A 21090-nucleotide genomic window follows, 5' to 3' on the forward strand; every position below is an offset into this window, starting at 1 on the left:
TAATTATTTAAAGGGAGAATCTTTTTCTTTTGCCATAGTATTGTAGACGATGTTATCCATCATTCCTGGCATCCATTTATTCAAAAAAGACGCCAGTTTGCCTTGCCTGGTCAGTATCAGATCCCTTTTCTTTTTCTTGGTGGCTTTAATTATTTCTAAAGCCACTTCCTCGGCACTCATCATCTTATCTTCCTCACGTGGAGACTCTCCTTGGGAGGAACCATCGGCAGTAAGGGCTATATTACGGATATTAGAAGCTGTAAAACCCGGACAGACCACTAGCACATGGACTCCTCTCTTCATCACTTCAGTGCGTAAAGATTCAAAAAATCCGTTCATCGCAAATTTACTTGCTGTATAGGCTGTGCGGGCAGGTGTGCCTCGGAAACCGTTAATGGAAGAAACACCAATAATCGATCCTTTGCTTTTAAGTATTTCAGGTAAACAATATTTTGTGGCGTAGACAGTTCCCCAGAAATTAGTGTCCATCACTTTCCTAAAGACATCCATATCAAGGTCCTGAAAGAGTGCCCTCATAGAAATCCCTGCATTATTTATTAATATATCTATTTTCCCCCATTTATTGACCGTTTGCTCTGCTATTTTTTTATTGTCTCCCTCTACTCCTGCATCAGCTAGTATACCTATACATTCCACACCTTCCTTTTGGAGATTTACCAGTGTATTGTCCAGCTTAAGTTGATTGCGGCCGGTAATGACTACCTTCGCACCTTCTTTTCCAAAGGCAAGCGCACAGGCCTCTCCTATGCCTGATGTGGCACCCGTAATGACCACTACCTTGTTTTTTATATCCATTTTATAAAAGTTTGTAAGGTAAAGATAGCAATAATAGTGCAATTGGGATGAAGTTTACCTAAGGGTTTAAATTCCTAACAATGAAAAAAAGTAGTCAATCATCGTTTTTTACAGCATAGGCTTTAAAAGAATTATCTCGTTCTATCAGGTTACCCTTTTTGACGAAGATGAACATTAATTTAAACCTTTATACCATGATGGTAACATACCCGCACTACTCTTGACCAGTCTCTTTCAAACTTGTACGTTTAAAATAAAAGCTTCCTATTTCATCATTCATCCAACTTTCCCATAGTTACTTCTTCCAGGTTCAATTTCCTTCGTTTCCACATAATTTTGCTTAATTTTGCAGCCTATGTCGAGAAAAATGAAAAATAAGGTCCTGGAAAACCTTACTATAGAAAGAATAGCCTCTGAGGGCAAGAGTGTGGCGCATTATGAGGGAAAGGTAGTTTTCGTTTCAAATGTGGCACCAGGTGATGTGGTTGATGTAAGGGTGACCAAAGGAAAAAGCAGCTTTATGGAAGGAGAAGCCATAAAGATCCATGAATATTCCAAAGACAGAGTGGAGCCATTCTGTGAACATTTCGGCGTGTGCGGTGGCTGCAAATGGCAACATATCAATTATGAACTTCAGCTATCTTATAAAAGACAACAGGTAATAGACCAATTTCAGCGCATAGCAAAAGTACCTATGCCCGAAGTGATGCCGATAATCGGTTCAGAAAACACCAGATACTACAGAAACAAGCTTGATTTTACCTTTTCGAACAACCGCTGGCTGACGCGTCAGGAAATTGATTCAGCCAAAGAGTTTGAAAGAAATGCCCTGGGTTTTCATATCCCAAAAAGATTTGATAAAATCGTGGATATCGAGCATTGCTATCTGCAAGGCAATATCTCCAATGATGTTAGAAACAGTCTGAGAGTCTTTGCTTTGGCCAATGGCATCACTTTTTTTGATATGATCAAGCAGGTAGGTGTGCTCAGAAACCTTATCATCAGGACCACCAGCACTGGTGAGAGTATGGTGATCGTCCAGTTTGGAGAGGATGATAAAGATGCTGTAGAAAAGGTAATGGCATTCCTTTATGACACTTTCCCGCAGATCACTTCACTGCTCTATATTATCAACCTCAAAAAAAATGAAACCTTCAGTGACCAAGAAGTGATCACGTATGCAGGCCAAGATTATATAGAAGAGGAAATGGAGGGGCTGAAGTTTAGGATAGGACCTAAGTCCTTCTACCAGACCAACTCAGACCAAGCATACCAACTCTATAAAGTGGCCAGGGAATTTGCCGGACTAAAGGGTGATGAGGTCGTTTATGATCTTTATACAGGTACAGGGACTATTGCCAACTTTGTAGCTAAACTGGCGAAAGAGGTGATCGGTATAGAATATGTAGAGGCCGCGATAGAAGATGCTAAACTTAATGCCCAGGTAAACGGGATAGAGAACACCCTATTTTATGCCGGCGATATGAAGGATATGCTGAACGATGAGTTCATAGCGAACCATTCAGCTCCTGATGTTATCATCACTGATCCTCCGCGTGCAGGAATGCACGAAGATGTAGTGAATATGCTCTTAAAGTTAGCCGCACCTAAAATCGTATATGTTAGTTGCAACCCTGCCACTCAGGCGCGTGATGTAGCGTTACTGGGAGAAAAATATGCGGTGGACATCATCCAGCCGGTAGATATGTTTCCACAGACCTACCATGTAGAAAACGTAGTCTTATTAACTCTAAAACCATGATTTCAGACGCAAACGATCCAGAACTTAACGGAAAATATTTAGGCACGATTACCAAAGATTTTATAAAAGTAGCTGATACTTTAAAAGAAGCCTCCTATCAGGTCCGATCTAGAAAATTTTCAAAATACCCAATCTTTCCTATATCTAAAGATGAGCAGCCCATAGGCCAGATCTTCCTAAGAAAAGAAGAGAAGGATCTGGACTGGCATTACTACATCACCTACTTGGATGAATTTCTGCAGCGAAAATTAATAGGTGAAGAAATGTTAGAAGGATTCCAAAATGCCTATAAAGATCCTGATGAATTCTGCTGTCTGTTTGTAATCGATCAGGATTTTACGAAGTTTGTTTACATCCCTTATCCGGAAGAATAAAGAGGGATAGTAAAAATAGAAGGCTATATCAGATAAATCATCGTTTAAAATTCTAGACCTTATTACTTAGTGATCACCTAGATCGAGGTGGGCACCGATCCCGCTATTAATGGAGTGAAAGGGAATATTCCCACTTCATGATACTTATGTTCTTGAAACTTAGATAAAAATTAATATATTTGTCATACTAACTATTAGTATGACATACGAGCAATTCAATAAATATTCTTTCCTTTTGGACAGGACGGCACGCAAAGTCAAGCAATATGCCCAGCAAAAATTTAAGCTCGGAGATTTTGATGTGACGGTAGATCAGTGGCTGGTCATAAAGCATCTTTCTGAAAACGGGGTATTGAGTCAGACTGAATTGGCCCAGCTGGTCTTTAAAGACCATCCTACGATGACTAGGATAATCGACATCCTATGTAAAAAAGGATATGTCGAACGGATGCCACACCCAAATGACCGTCGGAGCTTCCAACTTTTGCTTACGGATACTGGTACCAAAAAGGTAGCTGAACTTCGTCCACAGATTGTAAGCATTCGAGAAAAGGCATGGGAAAATCTGAACGAAAAAGATTTTGAAGAATTTAAAAGAATTCTTAACACCATTTATCAAAACCTCGAATAGATAATTAATGAATATCGAGGAATTAGTTGTTGTACTAACTATATTTGTACGAACAACCTTTTCCCGAAAAGGTTAAATCCATAAAATATCACTCTTATGATTACTACTGACATTTGCATAATCGGAGCTGGACCAGTTGGTCTTTTTGCTGTTTTTGAAGCAGGATTGTTAAAGATGCGTTGTCATTTAATTGATGCTTTGCCACAGGTGGGCGGTCAACTTTCAGAGATCTATCCCCAAAAGCCAATTTATGATATACCTGGCTATCCTGAAGTCAAAGCTCAGGAACTGGTAGATAACCTAATGGATCAGATCAAGCCTTTCAACCCGACTTTCAGTTTAGGTGAAAGAGTAGACCACATTGCCAAACAGACGGACGGATCCTATATTTTGACCACCAGTGACAAAACGAAGGTACACGCGCAGGTGATCGTGATAGCCGGGGGATTGGGTTGTTTTGAGCCAAGAAAGCCAGTTTTGGAAAATCTTGAGAGCTTTGAAGGAAAAGGCATTACCTATATGGTTAAAAATCCTGAAACTTTCAGAGACAAAAAAGTAATTTTGGCCGGAGGTGGAGATTCTGCTCTGGACTGGGCCATATTCCTGTCAAATATCGCAGAAAGAGTTACTTTGGTCCACAGAAATGAAACGTTCAGAGGTGCACCTGACTCGGCAGCCAAAGTATTTGATCTGGCCAATAACGGTAAAATCGATCTCATCCTAAGCGCTAACCTGAAGAGCCTTGGAGGAAATGGTAAGTTAAATTCTGTTACCTTAGAAAATAAAGCCAAAGAAGAAATTATAATAGACGCTGACTATCTTATACCTCTATTCGGATTGAGCCCAAAACTGGGACCTATAGCGGATTGGGGGCTGAGTATAGATAAGAATGCCATAGAAGTAGATACGAGAGATTACTCTACCGGAGTAGACAGAATATATGCCATCGGCGATATCAATACCTATGAAGGAAAGCTTAAATTGATCCTATGTGGATTTCATGAAGCAGCCATCATGATGCACAGTGCATTTAAACATGTCTATCCTGACCAAAAATTAAGTTTTAAATACACTACAGTAAATGGTGTTAACGCATTTTAATGTTATTTTTGGAATATGGATATGGTTACATTTTACGTGGAAGACGAAGACGGAGAGCGTCAGTCTATAGAAGCTCCGGGAGATATGGGCTTAAGTTTGATGGAGATTTTAAAAGCTTCTGACTACCCTGTACTGGCCACATGTGGCGGAATGGCGCTTTGCGCAACCTGTCATGTAGAGGTAGTAGAGGGTAAAGATGGGCTGGGAGATGCCTCGGACATTGAGCTGGATCAAATAGATAATTTGCCCAACCCTACTCCTACCAGTAGGCTGGCATGTCAGATAAGAATAAGTGACGACCTAGATGGAGCTGTCTTCAGACTTAAGGGGGAATCAAATTAAAATAAAAAAAGAGGCTTTCAAGCCTCTTTTTTTATTTTAAGAATGTTCTGGTTACTGTCTTTATTTTGAGTGGTATTTCTACCGATTCACTGAAATATTTGTCAGGGGGTAAGACCATGATTCCAGCAACTTCTGATGTCTGAGTCGATTCTTGTAGCCATCCGGTAGACAAATTGACTATTGCTTTAATTACATTCGTACCGGCCATTTCAACATTGGCTTTTTCAGAAGATGCTTTCCCACCGGTCTGTTTAGCATTTTTAGCTACTTTTTCGCCTGCTTTTTTATTGGTTATTTCCTGGGATTGTAAGGTGGCAGTGCCTTCCAGTGAAGCCGTTTGTTTTCGTACGTTATTGAGTTTCCATGTAGTGCTCATGTTTAAGGGCACAGTAGAATAATCCATGGTGGCACTGCTCCATGTATCCCCTACAGTAACAGGATGATCAGGATATAGGATAAATCCGGTCATAAATGATGACTTAAAAGACTCCTCTCCAAATTGGTTGTTTATGCTGGCCTGTATACTTTCTTTAATATCATCATCTATAAGATCAAGGGTCTCGTTTATTTTGGACATTACAGTCTCCATTCCTTCTACGGAGTAAATTTTACCTGACTTACTAAGGGATACATAAAAAGGGTTATTCACCATGGCCCGGACGATCATATTAATAGGGTCCTTTTTATCCCCCTCACTACTCATGACCATACCTTCGCCCATCGGTCCATCCATTGAGAAATAAAGACTTTTATAGGCGACCTCCAACTTGGTACTATCATTTTTTACTTCTATCACCTTAAAATAAATCTCACTATCTATTAAATTTTGGACCGTCTGGGTAAATCCTCCCAAATCCTGCTCTATAACCTGCTGGGTACGTACAGACAGGGTAAACAGCTGGTCTTTTTTAAGCTTATATTCCAAAAGGACCTCTTGTCCCAATAAGCTACTATTAATACCTACTATGCCTATCAGAGAAGTCAGAAATATGATAATTTTATGCTTCATGTGTTTTAAAATAATGGTCAAGATAAGCACTTTATTGCTGTACTTGTATTCGACCAGACCTATATTACCTCAGAATTATTCCTACAGCTACTTCTAGCTCCAGTTCCTCTCCCACCACTGCTTCTATTTCCTTCTTTAAACGCTGCAGCTCTATCTCATCCATAGGACTTTCAGACACTACCCGCAAGCTAATCCTAAGGGGTGAAAGTTGGCGGACATTTACTTCCCTTAATACTTTATTGTCTACCTCTACACCACTGAGGCTTTGTATTATATTATTCTCCCTTACCATTTTTGAAAATCCGAAAGCCAAGGGAGCACTTATGCTGACCACCAGTAATGAAGAAATCAATAATCCTTTTTTGGCCAGATTGATAGGGCTATATCCTAAAAACAAAAATGTCAGAGCAGCTGCCAAAACCATTCCTGCCAAGTTGGTTATCAATAATAGAAATGCCCCTATAAACACAGAAAGGTCCATCCATCCCAATCCTATACCCGATACTGCCAGCGGTGGCACCAAAGCTACTGCAATCGCTACACCTGCCAGGGTTTTGGCTATTTCTTTCTTAGCGTGCGCATAAGCTCCGGCCACCCCTGACCCGACCGCCACACCTAGATCGAGCAGATTGGGTCTTATTCTAGCCAGTATTTCATTATTATAAGAATCCAGCGGTGTAATCCAAGTAATCACCAACGCACATAAATACCCTAACAGTAACCCTGTCAATACTGATCTTAAACTTTCCCTGATCAGGGACTCATTTTGCCTAAGTACCCCCATAGCCAAAGAAATTATGGGAGACATCAGTGGCGCTAGAATCATAGCTCCGATAATGACTGGTGATGAATTTCCGAACAGACCAAAGGTGGCGATCAGAGTTGACAGCACCATTAGAACCATGTAACTGGAGCTGGTCTTGGCATTTTCACGCAGTATGGTGAAAAGCCATTTAAACTCTTCAGTACTGGCGTGATCTATGAGCGGAAGCGGATTTTTTATCAGCTCTTCTTTAATCTCGTCCTTAGGCAGCTCGTGTATCTTAAAAATTTCTTTGGTTTTGACCTTTTCTGCAAATTGAAGGTTAGGACCGGGCACGATTCCAATGATTTTTGGTAGTACTTCTAGTTCAATTTCTTTAGCGCTCATTAATTTTTCATCTGCTGAATAATTTATAGGCGATTGACTGGTTATTTTTAACTTCCGGGTCTTGATATGGGAGACATGGGGGGGTAATACCGTAGTCTCATTAGACCTTAAAAAACTTTTGACTCCAAAATGGACCAAACCAAATATACTTCTGGGTGCCAAAATCAAAAGATGAAAGAACCCGTCATTAATATATGATTCAGTAAGAATCCTTCGGGTAAGCAGAGAACTTTTTTTATGCAGCACGATGATCATGCCCAATGCGGCAGTAACTATGTCCTCCCTATTCTCTTTCCCTTCTTTGTTTAGGATGACAGAATACTGCTGTGCTCTCAAATATTTAAAAAGTCTGAAAAAGTTTTTCACTTTGGCCATTTGGACCCGCCACTCTGATTTCTCCATCGCTCCTGACACCAAACTGATGGAATCCCCTAGTACCATGGTATTAAAAATAGGTAAACCATTGGCCATTAATAAATCTACCTTTACCGTGTCTTTACAGTTTAGGATTGTGGTGATCGCAGAGGTTAATTTAGATTCTATACCAAAACCCGATAAAGCATGTATCATTTTGGGATGAGGCAAAAAGCCTACTTTCCAACCTTTTTCCACAGCAATGGGTAAAAACTCCTTTAGCTGCTCATCAGAAAGGTAAGTGATGATAAGTTCAGCATCTCCCAACTCAAATTTCAGGTCAGTTTTAAATGCAAGCAACATCTTAAGGTTATGACCGAACTCTGGAGCTATTTTATCATCTACTGTATTCTTTTCAAGTTCGTCATATAATAAAGTTATTGCTATCATATTGGGAGTTAATTCACTATAAATATTAAGATAATTATTTTTAATATAAAAAATTTAATATCACTACCATTTTAAAGTTAAAAAGTTAGAAAAGGCCGGCATTTTTTTAATAATACCGGCCTAGGTCCTATCTAATCTTCCCCCAGTAACTTTTGAAGGATCTCTATAGCGGCTTTCGGAAGGATAGTGCCCGGACCAAATACTGATGTTACACCGGCAGCATATAAATAATCATAATCTTTGGGAGGAATGACCCCTCCAGCTATAACCATTATATCGGCTCTGCCCAAATCCCTTAATGCCTGGATGAGCTGTGGCACCAACGTTTTATGTCCTGCGGCCAAAGATGATGCGCCCACGATGTGTACATCATTTTCTGCCGCCTGCTGGGCGACTTCTTCCGGAGTCTGGAAGAGCGGACCTATATCCACATCAAAGCCCACATCAGCAAAACCGGTAGCGATCACTTTGGCCCCTCTGTCATGACCATCCTGACCCATCTTGGCAACCATGATTCTGGGACGCCGGCCTTCCAGTTCGGCAAATTTATTGGCCAGTTCCTGGGCCTCTTTAAAAAACAGATCATCTTTTGCCTCTCCGGAATATATGCCGGTGATACTTTTTACTGTAGCTTTGTGCCTACCAAATTCTTTTTCCATAGCAATAGAGATTTCACCCAAAGTAGCCCTTTTTCTTGCCGCCATTACGGCCAGTTCCAAAAGATTGCCTTTGCCTTTTTTCGCGGCCTCTGTGATTCTGTCGAGAGCTTGATTTACATTTTCCTGATTTCTATCTGCCTTAAGTTTTTCCAAACGTTCTATCTGTGATTTTCTTACAGAGTCATTGTCCACCTCCAGTATATCGAAATCATTATCTTTGACTGCCTGATAGCGGTTTACGCCCACAATGACATCTTTGCCACTATCTATTCTGGCCTGCTTACGGGCAGCTGCCTCTTCTATCCTCATCTTAGGAACCCCCGCCTCTATAGCTTTGGCCATCCCACCTAGCTCTTCCACTTCTTCTATCAGCTCCCAGGCACGTTTCACTAACCGGTCGGTCAGATATTCCACATAATATGACCCTCCCCATGGATCCACCACTTTGGTGATGTTAGTCTCATCCTGCAGATAGAGCTGGGTGTTTCGTGCTATACGGGCAGAAAAATCTGTCGGCAATGCTATGGCCTCGTCAAATGAATTTGTATGCAGGGACTGGGTATGGCCTAGCACAGCTGCCATAGCTTCCACTGTGGTCCTGGCCACATTATTAAACGCATCCTGCTCTGTAAGAGACCAACCGGATGTCTGACAGTGAGTCCTAAGAGCCAATGATTTTTCACTCTTCGGGTTGAATTGCCTGACCAGTTTTGCCCATAGCAATCTTCCAGCCCGCATTTTGGCTATCTCCATAAAGTGGTTCATCCCTATGGCCCAAAAAAAAGAAAGCCGTGGAGCAAAGTCATCTATATCCAGACCGGCCTCAATCCCGGCTTTAAGATATTCCAGACCATCAGCAAGTGTATAGGCCAGTTCCAGATCTGCTGTAGCTCCAGCCTCCTGCATATGATACCCAGATATAGATATGGAATTGAACTTAGGCATGTGCTTAGAAGTGTATTCGAATATATCCGCTATTATCCGCATAGAAGGAAGAGGTGGATAGATATAAGTGTTCCGCACCATAAACTCCTTGAGGATATCATTCTGGATAGTGCCGCTGAGCGCTTCAGGCTTCACTCCCTGCTCTTCTGCAGCTACTATATAAAAAGCCAGGATAGGGATCACCGCACCGTTCATCGTCATAGAAACGGACATCTTATCCAGCGGGATCTGGTCAAAGAGTATCTTCATGTCTAGTACGGAGTCTATGGCCACACCAGCCTTGCCTACATCCCCCTGTACCCTGGGGTGATCGGAATCGTAGCCCCTATGTGTGGCCAGGTCAAAAGCTACCGATAATCCCTTCTGACCTGCAGCCAGGTTTCTTCTATAAAAGGCATTGGATTCCTCAGCGGTAGAAAAACCTGCATACTGCCTGATCGTCCATGGCCTCATGACATACATGGTGCTATAAGGCCCTCTGAGAAAGGGAGCTTTACCCGCAATATATCCTATATGGCCGATATCCTGGATATCCTTCTGGCTATATATAGGTTTTACATCTATTTTTTCCCCTGTAGCCCAATTGCCCTCTACCGAAGGTGGGGTATACGTGGATACACTTGGTGAAAAAAGCTTATCTATATCTGGTCTCATAGGCATTTTAAATCTTCTGTGAGCTGTAAGATAGTTTCGGTCACATTTGTTTTTAAATGAATAAAAGTCCTAAGTCCGGATTCTATCAAAGCAGTAACCAAATCATCTGGATAGCCGGCCAGTATCAGTAATTTCCCACTATTTTGCATGGTTTTGGTCACTTGGACAGCTTGTTTTTCATAGTCTTCATCAGTACCACATAGAACCAAGATGTGTTCCCCTATAGATAGGGCTGTTTTACCTAAAACATTGAAATCTCCCTTTGATTCATTTACAACAAAGCCTGCCGTTTCAAAGAAATTTTTAGCAAATTCAGTTCTTGGTCTTGCCCCTGGACTTAAAGCCAGTAATCTTATTTGTTTATACTGTGGAAAGTTTCTAAAAAAAACTTCCATATTAATTTTCATTTCAATATAAGGATCACTCAAGGTGTGGGGATATAATTGGTATTCCTCTTCTTTGGGCATTATAAATTCCAGCGCTGTATCCTCGGAGGCATTTACATATTGGTTTACGCCTACCTGTATTATTTTGCGGGTAGAGAGATAGCCATGCTTTGTTTTCCTTACTTGCCTAATAGTTTCCTGTAAGATGTGTTTCTGGTAAGCAGCCCACCATCCACCCAAGGTCTCAGTGTCTTTCAATAGTTGCAAAGCGTCCTGATAAAGGTTGTTTATCAGGGATGAAACATAATAAGAGCCTGCACTTGGATCTATGACTTTATCAAAATAGCTTTCCTCTTTTAATATGCTGCTGACATTTCTCGCCATCCTTTTAGAAAAAGTATCCGGCTGATGGTAGGCACTATCATGGGGATGTACAAGAAGGGTATTGCATCCTCCTATGATCGCTGCCATAGCTTCAGAGGTATTCCGGATGATGTTATTATAAGGATCCAGGGCAGATTTAGACCACATACTGGTCTCAGCGAAAATGAAAATATCCGCTGGTGCTATATCTACTTCATATATCTTTGATAACTGATGGAAGGCTATCCTCAGCGTTTTTATTTTAGCCAATTCCATAAAATAATGCGTCCCTACAGCAGATTTTACAAAAAAGTTTTTGAAAAAATCTACAGCGGCTATACCCCTGGCAGTCATGCTGTCCAATATATCCACTGCCAAGGCCAAGCTATATCCCACATCCTGCACAGCATGTCCACCTGCATGGTGATATACTGAAGCATCTAGGCAGAGTCCCTTAAAATTGGGATAAATCCTGGAAATGTCGTGTATATGATGGATATCATGAATAATAGCTTCATACTCTAACGGATAAGTTAAAGCCTGGGAGAAAAAATCCCATAGAAATCCGCCATAAAGCGCCGTGTTTTTTATGTCTTTATGGCGATACCATGAGAAAAAATCTTCTAAAACCGTTGGTTCATATCGGGTAGGTTTTATCCAAATCTGGATATATTGGGGTAGCACATTTTTAAGTAAAGCGTGAAAATCTACTTTACCCTCTAATTCCAATACTATGGCATCAGCCCCGTTATCCAATACAAACTGGATTTCCTCTACAGCAGTTTTTAGATCAGTGACGGAAATAATGACGGCATTGTGCCATATACGGGGAGGCATGCCCGGTAGATCTGAAGGCTTGCTAGACATGTTGTTATATGACTGTAACCAAGAAAAAGCAGCAATGTCCTCTGCTGTATAGAAAGGATAATCAGAAAATCCTTCCACGTTTTTTGTAATCAGCCTCCGCTCAAAATCCTGACCATTAAGATCTTTTGTGGCCAGTTCAATCCATTCTTGCTTGGAAGCGTGCGGAAATTCATTAAATAAATTTTCTGTCATTTTGGATTAATTATCATCAAAAGAGAATTATTGCCCATATTTGTAAATAAAGCCCTTAGGTCAAAAATAAGCTTTTGGTGGGTCAAAAACCATTATATTGCAATCAATATTACAACAGATGAAGAACCATTCGAGAAAGGTCCCAAAAATAAAAATGGCTATATGGGGGATAGCCATAATATTATTCTCAGCATGCTCCCCACAATTACATAAAAGTAGTAGTTTTGAATTACTTTCCATTGATCCCCTTACCACTATCGATAAAGATTTTGAGGAAATCATAGCTCCCTATAAAGTAAGGTTGGACGCTGAAATGAATAAAGTCATCGCCAGATCCGAAAAAGAACTTACTAAGGGTGGCAAAGGAGAAACCGCATTGGGAAATTTAGTGGCTGATCTTCAAAAAGAATTTTCCCAGGAAAAATTTAATTTGCCTGTTGACATATCGGTAGTCAATAATGGAGGGCTGAGAAATTCTCTGCCAAAAGGAGATATTACTGTAGGCAATATATTTGAATTGGCACCATTCGAAAATTTCATCTATATCCTTGAATTAAATGCCGAGGATGTCAAAAGACTGGGGGAATATGCTGTAAAGGGCAAAAACCTTGGGCTTACAGGTTTACACCTTGAAGCAAAAGAAAATAACCTTAATATATTGACCGTAAACGGTGAGGCACTGGATCACAGTAGGAAGTATCTGGTCGCTATAAATGATTATCTAGCCAATGGAGGAGATAGGATGGACTTTCTGGTAGACTTACCACGGGTAAAATCGTCCAATATCCTCATGAGAGAAATGCTTTTGGACAAAATCAAAGCGCTAACGACAGAGGGCAAAAAAGTGGATGCGGCTATAGAAGGCAGGCAAATATATAAATGAGCATGGACAGCAGAAGAGCATTTTTAAAGAAAACCTTAATTTCAGGTACAGGAATGGCTTTGAGCGGCAGCTTAATGCCTCAGTCGCTATTAGCAGCGTCGTCTAAGAAAATAACTATTCTACATACAAATGATATGCATTCGAGAATAGAACCATTTCCTGATGACGGCGGCACTTTTGCCAATATGGGGGGCATGGCCCGTCGGGCTACACTTATTTCTGAAATCAGGGCAAAAGAGCCAAATGTATTACTATTGGATGCAGGTGATATATTCCAGGGGACACCTTATTTTAATTTTTATGGAGGTGAACTGGAGTTTAAACTGATGAGCAAAATGAAATACGATGCTGCTACGCTGGGAAACCATGACTTTGACAATGGGATGGACGGACTTTTGGGGCAACTCCCCAATGCATCTTTTAACTTTATTTCCTCCAACTACGATTTCTCAGATACATTATTGCATAATCAATTTTCCGCCTATAAAATCTTCAATAAGGGCGGGATCAAAATTGGAGTATTTGGGTTAGGCATAGAATTGGAAGGATTGGTAGCCAAAGAAAATTACGGAAATACCAAATACTTAGACCCAATAGCCGTCTCCAGAGAAATGGTGCAGCAATTAAAAAACAAGAAATGTGACCTGATCATATGCTTATCTCACCTGGGCTATTCCTACCAATCTCAAAAAATAGACGACCGCAAGCTGGCCGCCCAGGTAAATGGAATTGATTTGATCATAGGGGGGCACACCCATACCTTCCTGGATCATCCCGAAGAAATTATAAATAAGGACGGACATAAAACATTAATAAATCAAGTAGGATGGTCCGGATTAAAATTAGGGAAGATAGATTTTGCATTTGGAAAGAAAAACGAAATAAGTTATGCTAATTCTGAACCCCTAGCTATAATATGAAAAGTCAAGATTAAATTGATTTTTTATTTAAATATATTTTTCTCAAATTTGATCCCCCTCAAGGAGAGGATTACTTTCTAAAAGACTTTCTAGTAATATAAATCATCAATGAGCTCAGAGGCTAAAGCGGTTTGGAATGAATGCTTACGTATCATCGAAGAGCATGTCAATGAGCAGAGTTTTTCTACTTGGTTTAAGCCTATTAATCCGGTAAGGCTGGATGGATCAGCGCTTACCATCCAAGTTCCAAGCCAATTCTTTTTTGAGTGGCTGGAAGATAACTATGTAGAAGTATTAAAACTTGCTATTAAAACCACCCTGGGGGCTAATGGTAAACTGGAATATGCTGTGGTGGTCGATAGGGGCAACTCTCAGAACCAACCCTATGTAGTAAGTTATCCGCAGGGCAATGCGGCCGCTGTTTCTAAGAAAAAAGCTGCAATGCTGGCAGAAAAAGAAAGCCGAAGCCCCTTTGATATGCAGTCACTAAACAGTGACCAGCTCCTGCAGTCTAATCTAAACCCTACTTATACTTTTAATTCCTATATAGAGGGAGACTGTAACCGACTGGCCAGATCAGCTGGCTATGCTGTAGCTACTAAGCCAGGCGTTACTTCTTTTAACCCACTGATGGTATATGGTGGTGTGGGGTTAGGAAAAACACATCTTGTCCAAGCAATAGGTAATGAAATCAAAGATGGACCGGAAGATAAATTCGTACTGTATGTATCCTCGGAGAAATTTGTAAACCAATTTATGGATTCCATAAAAGATGGGAATGTAAAGAGTTTTACCAACTTTTATATGCAGGTAGATGTGCTTATCATTGATGACATTCAATTTTTAGCAGGTAAGGATCGGACACAGGAAATGTTCTTCCACATATTCAACCACCTTCATCAGAGCAAAAAGCAGATCATCATGACTTCCGATTGCCCGCCTAGGGATCTCAAAGGATTAGAGGAACGTCTGCTATCCAGATTCAAATGGGGACTTACTGCTGATCTCCATATGCCTGATTTTGAGACCAGGGTAGTGATCATCAGGCGTAAGATGCAAACAGAAGGGATCTACATCCCTGATGATGTGATCGAATACCTTGCTTATACAGTAGATACTAATGTAAGGGAATTGGAAGGGGTGCTGATTTCGCTGATAGCCCATGCTAGCCTAAACAGGGTAGAAATAGACCTTGGACTGGCTAAAAACATCATGAAAAATATCGTCAAAGATATTGAAACTGAAGTAGGCATAGATTTTATCCAAAAAACGGTTTCTGACTACTATGGCATAAAGCTGGAAGACCTGAAGGCAAAGACGCGTAAAAAAGAAATAGTCACTGCCAGACAGGTAGCCATGTACTTCTCTAAAGAATTTACTAACCATTCTCTGAAGTCAATAGGCTATCACTTTGGTGGACGGGATCACAGTACAGTCATCCACGCCGTGCAGACGGTAAATGACTTGATGGAAACCGACACGGCTTTTAGAAATGCTGTCAATGAACAGCGCAAGAAATTCAAAATGAGGTCTTATTAGTTCATTTTATCAGGACGATATTCTTTAGCTCAGATAGAGGAAATAAAAGTTCTGTAGGACCCATATCATATGGAGAGATTTCATAATGATTATAATACAGCACCAGATTACTCCCCCTATACCCTATAGAGAATGGCAGGAATATGGTCCCTTCTTCCAAAAAAAACCTGCCATCTTCTTGCAAACTTTTAGTCATGCTGACTTGGTGATAATTTTTAAATGCTCGGTCTGCCTTTTCTATCAATTTACCATGGTCTAATACCACGTCTTCTCTGACCATGAGGCTTTGCTGATCCAGATCAAAATTTAAGAACATTAAATGCTCGTTTGGATGATTACCACCCGTATGTGATAAATTTTTGAATTCTATGCTTATTAGCCTTTCAGTCATATAGGAAACCCGAGCTTCTACATCCACAGACCATAAGACAGTATCTTCTTCAAGTTCAAATACCTCAAAAAAATCATCTACTGCTGCATCCAATGTTTCATAATCATGAAAAACTCCAAACTGGAGATACATTTTCAACTGCTCTTCTATGTGGGTATTTATCTGCTGAGAATAGGGATGTGAGCTATCAAATTCTGGGTAAGAAAAGGATACATTGGCGCATCTTTCCCCATAGCAATTATTCTTCTCAAACACAGCCAAATTAAACCCCATTCTCGGAAAATCGGTTTCTTTTGGTGCCTGACAAGCCATCTGTATTAAAATATAAGGTAAATAAAGTAAAAGAAGTGTACCTCTACCCATTCTCAATGTCTTTAATAAAAACATCTACCAAGGATCTTGCCACAGAAATTGAGCTAAGATTACCTGACCTTACATCCGATAGGTGCTCTGACAAAGATTTTTTAACGGTACTGTTATTATAAAATCTGTGTTCAAGTAAATAAGCAATATGTTCGTGAAGCCATGTAATGCGCTGATCTGACCTGTTCTCGGCAAAAGATCCATTGTCTTCCATTTTTTCTTTAAAAGAAAGGATCATGTCCCATATTTCATCCAAGCCGGTTTTATCAACTGCAGAACATATCTTCACCTGTGGCATCCATCCATTTTTGTTCAGGGGAAATAAATGCAGGGCATTGCTGTATTCTCTTTTAGCTTTATGGGCCATACTGATATTATCACCGTCCGCTTTGTTTATGGCAATAGCATCTGCTATTTCTATGATACCTTTTTTAATGCCCTGAAGCTCATCACCTGCTCCCGCGAGCATTAAAAGTAAAAAAAAATCTACCATACCTTTTACCATTACTTCAGACTGGCCTACTCCCACCGTTTCTATAAATATCACATCAAAGCCAGCTGCTTCACAGAGTAACATGGCCTCCCGCGTCTTTGCCCCCACTCCACCCAAGGTACTGCCTGCAGGAGAAGGACGGATATAGGCCCTTTGGTCTGAAGCCAAGGTCTCCATCCTGGTCTTATCCCCCAATATGCTTCCTTTGGTCCGCTGGCTACTGGGATCCACTGCCAACACCGCGAGTCTGTGTCCCTTTTGGACGATTAATTGACCAAAGCTTTCTATAAAAGTGCTTTTACCTACTCCGGGCACTCCTGTAATTCCGATACGGATAGCCTTACCTGTAGCACCCATGATTCCGTTGACTACCTGCTCTGCAAGATCCTGATCAGATGATAATGTGCTTTCTACTAAGGTGATCGCTCTACTAAGGACCATCCTGTTCCCGCTCAGGACTCCGGCTACATATTCCGGCACCGATAGCCTGGTTCTGTTTTTTGTCACTATAGTCTCTTTACATCGTAAAATAAAAATTCAGATCTAAAATACCATTTACTGATCAACAGTAAAAGGAAACTTGGTAAATCTCACATCACCCATCGAGGTTTTTTCATACAATGCCAGACAGGATGATTGATACACAGTAGAAAAGTATGGTTTTACGGGAGTGATATCAGAAGGTACATCTTCACCCTCAGGGAAAAAATAGATTTTGGTATTCCCGTATTTTGAGTGCGGCATCATGTCGCCATAAGTTTCCATTTCATTCCATAGGGTATCTGAGATACTGACCACATAAAGACGTATGATAGGACCTGTATTGTTTTCATTTCTATAGGAGGCCAATTCTGTAAAATTCCCCTCCAGATCATTTAATGTAGGCTGAGAAAAAGTATCTTTCGCAATATAAATGACCAGAATCAGTAGGCCTGCAAATAGTAAGTATATAATCTTTTGTGTCTTCATTACTTTACAAAGTAATGCTTTTCTTTACAGAGATCAACTAATTTTCAAAACTAAGGTTCAGATAGCGACAAACGAGTCCAGTCCCTATAACTATCATCACTTAGTATTTATTCTCATGATAGAACCAATAAAAAAGTATTCGAGCATATCTTTAGATTATTGAAAGCCCAAGGATAAAATTTTTGATTACGATAGACAGCATATGTAGGATTTATTCTAAAATATTTCATTATGCTAAGGCTTATGATATATTAATCTGTAGAATAATTTTAACTTTTTTAATGCATAACCTTTCTAAGTTTTAAAATCATGTTAAATTATATGCTAAATTTATATTTTTATTACCGTATGATTTAAAAATCAAATTGCCAATATGGGTAAAAATTTAATAGCCAGAAACAACATTAACCGGATAGGATCAGGGAGCCAAACCATTATGTTTGCACATGGATATGGCTGTGACCAACATATGTGGCGATACATCACCCCGGCATTTGAAGAGGCCTATGACATTATATTGTTTGATCATGTCGGCTCGGGCAACTCGGATGAAAATGAATATAGGTTTGAAAAATACAATACACTGAAGGGATATGCTGATGACATCATAGAACTATGTGAAAACCTTGAACTCACTGAGGTCATATTTGTAGGACATTCAGTCAGCAGTATGATCGGTGCTCTGGCAGCGGCCAAAAGGCCAGAACTCTTTAAACAGCTGATCATGATAGGACCATCTCCGTGTTATATTAATGATGATAATTATTACGGTGGATTCTCCAAAGAGGACATTGATGAACTGATAGATACACTGGAAAGTAACTACTTGGGATGGTCTAGTTTAATTACACCTGTCATCATGGGAAATCCTGATAAGCCGGAGTTTACTGAAGAATTAAACAACAGTTTCTGCAGGATGAACCCAGAGATAGCTAAGCATTTTGCCAAAGTCACCTTCCTTGGCGATAACCGCCAAGACCTTTCAAAAATCACCACGCCAGTGCTCATCATACAATGCCACCCTGATGTAATAGCCCCGATAAAGGTAGGGCAATTTGTATATGGTAGTGTACAAAACGGCAGCTATAAGCTGCTTGAGGTTTCAGGCCACTGTCCACACCTTACAGCTCCAGACCAGACTATACAGGCACTTAAATCTTATATAGAAAATTACAATTGAAGTCAAAATTCATCGAACATACGGAGGACCTGTATCAAAATGCCCCATGTGGATATCTGACCATGCTAGCAGATGGGGAGATAGTCAATATAAATAATACCTTACTCTTCTGGCTCGGGTATAAGAGAGACGAAGTCCTTTATAAAAAAAGATTTCCTGATCTTTTGGGCATAGGCGGAAAGATGTACTATGAGACCCATATGATGCCTTTGCTGCAGATGCAGGAAAAAGTGAAGGAAATAAATATGGAACTGAGGGGATCGGAAAAAAGAGTTGTCCCTGTCCTGATCAACGGCATAAAAGTCCAGGCCCAGGCAGGAGAAACCTTCTATAGACTTTCTATTATTGACATAACACAAAGAAAACAGTATGAAAAAGAATTATTGAAAGCCAGAAAAGAAGCAGAGGAAACCAATAAAAGACTGAGAGAAATCAATGAAGAACTGGAGCATTTTGCCTACACGGCTTCTCATGATCTTCAGGCACCTTTAAACAATATCGGTAGTGTCATCTCCCTTATAGAAAGAAAAAAACTTCTGCCCAAAGGAGAGGAAGGAGATGAGCTTTTTTCTATCATAGCCAGTAATACGCAACGCATGCGGACAATGATCCATGATCTGCTAGAATATTCTAAACTGGATGGTAAAATCGGTGAATTGGTTCATATATCTCTCAGGGAGACCAGTTTTCTCGCCATGGAGATGCTAAATGAAGAAATCTCCAAAAATGGAGCAAAGTTTACTATAGAAGAACTTCCTATTATCCATGGAAATAAATCCCAAATTACCAGATTGTTTTTAAACCTTTTTTCCAATGCTATTAAGTATAGGAAGGCAGAACCTCCACAGATCCATGTCAGCTTTAAAGAAGAAAGAAATTTCTTCACAGTGTTTGTACAGGATAATGGGACTGGATTCGAACAGAAATACGATAAGAAAATATTTAACTTTATGGAAAGGCTTCATTCTCATGATGAAATAGCAGGTACGGGGATTGGATTATCTGCCTGTAAAAGGATAGTGGACAAACATGGAGGAAGCATAGGTGTCTCTTCTGTACCGGGAGAAGGCAGTACTTTTTACTTTACATTACCAAAAAACCTTGATACTGCCTCCTCATGACTTTCACCCAGGACTATACCCAGGGTGTAGCCATAGTCCTTATCCATACCTGTCTCTGTAATACCTTTATATAATAATTGCCTAAAAATGCTTCCACCCCTGAGCCTTTAGCTCCACTGCTGTTTCGCTTTTAGTCACCATATATTTGCCTTCATCCGCATTGGTCACATGGCCAATAAAATGGATATCGGGATGCTTTTCCAGTTTGGAGAAATCTTCCTGACTGATGGTAAATAGCAGTTCATAATCTTCCCCTCCATTCAATACGCAGGTAATCGGATCCAGCCCAAATTCCACAGCTGTATCAAAGGTCTGCTTGTCTATAGGCAGCTTGTCCTCATAAATCAGGACTCCCACATTGGAGGCCTTACAGATATGGAACAGCTCCGAAGCCAGTCCGTCAGATATATCGATCATACTGGTAGGGATTACCTCCAGATCCCTTAGCTCGTGGATGATATCCATTCTGGCATCCGGTTTTAACTGCCTACCTGTGATGTAGGCATATTTTTCTAGATCTGGTTTCATATCCGGATTGGCAAGGTATACCTGTTTTTCCCTTTCCAATACCTGTAGGCCTATTAATGCCCCACCAAGATCGCCCGTAGCGCATATGATATCATTGACCTTCGCACCTGATCGGTATACTACTTGGTCTATTTTTGCCTCCCCTATTGCCGTGATGGATATGGCCAGACCCGAACGAGAGGATGTAGTATCTCCTCCTATTACGTCTACATGGTATTGCTCCGCTGCTGCATTTATACCTTTATACAAAGCTTCTACTGCTTCCACAGAAAACCTGTTGGACAGAGCGATGCTTACCGTTATCTGTTTAGGGATGGCGTTCATTGCCGCCACATCAGACACATTTACCGCCACAGCTTTAAAACCAAGGTGCTGCAGAGGCGCATAGGAAAGGTCAAAATGCACCCCTTCCATAAGCAGGTCGGTAGTCACTACTTTCACCTTGCCGGAACCGGCATCGAGCACTGCAGCATCATCGCCTATGCCTTTGATGGTGCTTTGATGTTTTACTTTTATATTTTTATTTAACCGGTCGATCAGGCCAAATTCACCCAAATCACCTATTTCTGTTCTTTTTTCTTCCATGGTATTTTTATGCAGTGGCGTAGAGACGTGGGTTTTTAATGACCGTTTGGCGTCTCTACATAG

The 21090-nt window shown here is 40.5% G+C and carries 19 protein-coding genes; 10 read left to right on the forward strand and 9 right to left on the reverse strand.

The features are described from left to right. Positions 1–3 precede the first annotated feature (3 nt). A complete protein-coding gene (locus EL17_RS05015; protein WP_035071032.1) occupies positions 4–816 on the reverse strand; it encodes an SDR family oxidoreductase in 813 nt (270 codons plus the stop codon). Positions 817–1171: 355 nt separating this feature from the next. Here EL17_RS05015 and rlmD point away from each other — a divergent pair, with 355 nt between their 5' ends. The 5 genes from rlmD to EL17_RS05040 all read left to right on the forward strand — a co-directional run bounded on the left by rlmD (position 1172) and on the right by EL17_RS05040 (position 5026). Continuing rightward, positions 1172–2578: a 23S rRNA (uracil(1939)-C(5))-methyltransferase RlmD gene (gene rlmD, locus EL17_RS05020; RefSeq protein WP_035071033.1), complete on the forward strand. Its 1407-nt coding sequence runs from the start codon at positions 1172–1174 to the stop codon at positions 2576–2578. Then, positions 2575–2952, forward strand: a complete 378-nt coding sequence (locus tag EL17_RS05025) for a hypothetical protein (protein ID WP_035071035.1) — start codon at positions 2575–2577, stop codon at positions 2950–2952. The genes rlmD and EL17_RS05025 overlap by 4 nt, the downstream gene beginning before the upstream one ends. A gap of 199 nt (positions 2953–3151) precedes the next feature. Beyond that, positions 3152–3583 carry a MarR family winged helix-turn-helix transcriptional regulator gene (locus EL17_RS05030; RefSeq protein WP_035071037.1) on the forward strand — a complete coding sequence of 144 codons (432 nt, stop codon included), beginning with the start codon at positions 3152–3154 and terminating at the stop codon, positions 3581–3583. 96 nt (positions 3584–3679) lie between these two features. Further along, complete coding sequence (locus EL17_RS05035; RefSeq protein ID WP_035071039.1) at positions 3680–4684, forward strand: NAD(P)/FAD-dependent oxidoreductase; 1005 nt, start codon at positions 3680–3682, stop codon at positions 4682–4684. Positions 4685–4705: 21 nt separating this feature from the next. Continuing rightward, positions 4706–5026 carry a 2Fe-2S iron-sulfur cluster-binding protein gene (locus EL17_RS05040; protein WP_035072079.1) on the forward strand — a complete coding sequence of 107 codons (321 nt, stop codon included), beginning with the start codon at positions 4706–4708 and terminating at the stop codon, positions 5024–5026. A 31-nt stretch (positions 5027–5057) separates the two neighbouring features. Here the strand turns inward: EL17_RS05040 and EL17_RS05045 are convergent, their stop codons facing one another. From EL17_RS05045 to EL17_RS05060, 4 genes are all read right to left on the reverse strand, one after another. Next, positions 5058–6035: a DUF6263 family protein gene (locus tag EL17_RS05045; RefSeq protein ID WP_035071041.1), complete on the reverse strand. Its 978-nt coding sequence runs from the start codon at positions 6033–6035 to the stop codon at positions 5058–5060. 64 nt (positions 6036–6099) lie between these two features. Next, a complete protein-coding gene (locus tag EL17_RS05050) occupies positions 6100–7989 on the reverse strand; it encodes a TIGR00341 family protein (protein WP_035071043.1) in 1890 nt (629 codons plus the stop codon). 131 nt (positions 7990–8120) lie between these two features. Then, the gene (gene scpA, locus EL17_RS05055; protein WP_035071045.1) at positions 8121–10247 is read right to left on the reverse strand and encodes a methylmalonyl-CoA mutase; all 2127 of its coding nucleotides are present in this window, start codon (positions 10245–10247) and stop codon (positions 8121–8123) included. Beyond that, the gene (locus EL17_RS05060; RefSeq protein WP_035071047.1) at positions 10244–12055 is read right to left on the reverse strand and encodes a methylmalonyl-CoA mutase family protein; all 1812 of its coding nucleotides are present in this window, start codon (positions 12053–12055) and stop codon (positions 10244–10246) included. Before EL17_RS05060 ends, scpA begins: the two co-directional genes overlap by 4 nt. Before the next feature lie 118 nt (positions 12056–12173). Between EL17_RS05060 and EL17_RS05065 the strand changes: the two genes are divergently transcribed. From EL17_RS05065 to dnaA, 3 genes are all read left to right on the forward strand, one after another. Next, positions 12174–12938, forward strand: a complete 765-nt coding sequence (locus tag EL17_RS05065) for a 5'-nucleotidase C-terminal domain-containing protein (RefSeq protein ID WP_035071049.1) — start codon at positions 12174–12176, stop codon at positions 12936–12938. 2 nt (positions 12939–12940) lie between these two features. Continuing rightward, entirely contained in the window at positions 12941–13858 is a 918-nt protein-coding gene (locus tag EL17_RS05070) for a bifunctional metallophosphatase/5'-nucleotidase (protein ID WP_035072081.1), read from the forward strand. A 108-nt stretch (positions 13859–13966) separates the two neighbouring features. Next, entirely contained in the window at positions 13967–15397 is a 1431-nt protein-coding gene (gene dnaA / locus EL17_RS05075; RefSeq protein WP_035071051.1) for a chromosomal replication initiator protein DnaA, read from the forward strand. A gap of 1 nt (position 15398) precedes the next feature. Here dnaA and EL17_RS05080 read toward each other — a convergent pair whose 3' ends face one another. The 3 genes from EL17_RS05080 to EL17_RS05090 are packed head-to-tail and all read right to left on the reverse strand — an operon-like array spanning position 15399 to position 17613. Further along, on the reverse strand, positions 15399–16175 hold the full coding sequence (locus EL17_RS05080) for a DUF3298 and DUF4163 domain-containing protein (protein WP_084166118.1): 777 nt from the start codon (positions 16173–16175) through the stop codon (positions 15399–15401). Next, on the reverse strand, positions 16144–17151 hold the full coding sequence (meaB, locus tag EL17_RS05085; RefSeq protein ID WP_035071054.1) for a methylmalonyl Co-A mutase-associated GTPase MeaB: 1008 nt from the start codon (positions 17149–17151) through the stop codon (positions 16144–16146). The genes EL17_RS05080 and meaB overlap by 32 nt, the downstream gene beginning before the upstream one ends. A gap of 48 nt (positions 17152–17199) precedes the next feature. Then, positions 17200–17613, reverse strand: a complete 414-nt coding sequence (locus tag EL17_RS05090; RefSeq protein ID WP_035071056.1) for a hypothetical protein — start codon at positions 17611–17613, stop codon at positions 17200–17202. 373 nt (positions 17614–17986) lie between these two features. Between EL17_RS05090 and EL17_RS05095 the strand changes: the two genes are divergently transcribed. Next, positions 17987–18793, forward strand: a complete 807-nt coding sequence (locus EL17_RS05095; RefSeq protein WP_035071058.1) for an alpha/beta fold hydrolase — start codon at positions 17987–17989, stop codon at positions 18791–18793. Beyond that, positions 18790–19914 (forward strand): sensor histidine kinase, encoded by a 1125-nt coding sequence (locus EL17_RS05100; RefSeq protein ID WP_035071060.1) that lies wholly within the window; start codon positions 18790–18792, stop codon positions 19912–19914. Before EL17_RS05095 ends, EL17_RS05100 begins: the two co-directional genes overlap by 4 nt. Positions 19915–19995: 81 nt before the next feature. Here the strand turns inward: EL17_RS05100 and thiL are convergent, their stop codons facing one another. Next, positions 19996–21027 (reverse strand): thiamine-phosphate kinase, encoded by a 1032-nt coding sequence (gene thiL / locus EL17_RS05105; RefSeq protein WP_035071063.1) that lies wholly within the window; start codon positions 21025–21027, stop codon positions 19996–19998. Positions 21028–21090: the final 63 nt, after the last annotated feature.

It is taken from the genome of Anditalea andensis, from assembly GCF_000714815.1.
GTDB lineage: Bacteria > Bacteroidota > Bacteroidia > Cytophagales > Cyclobacteriaceae > Anditalea > Anditalea andensis.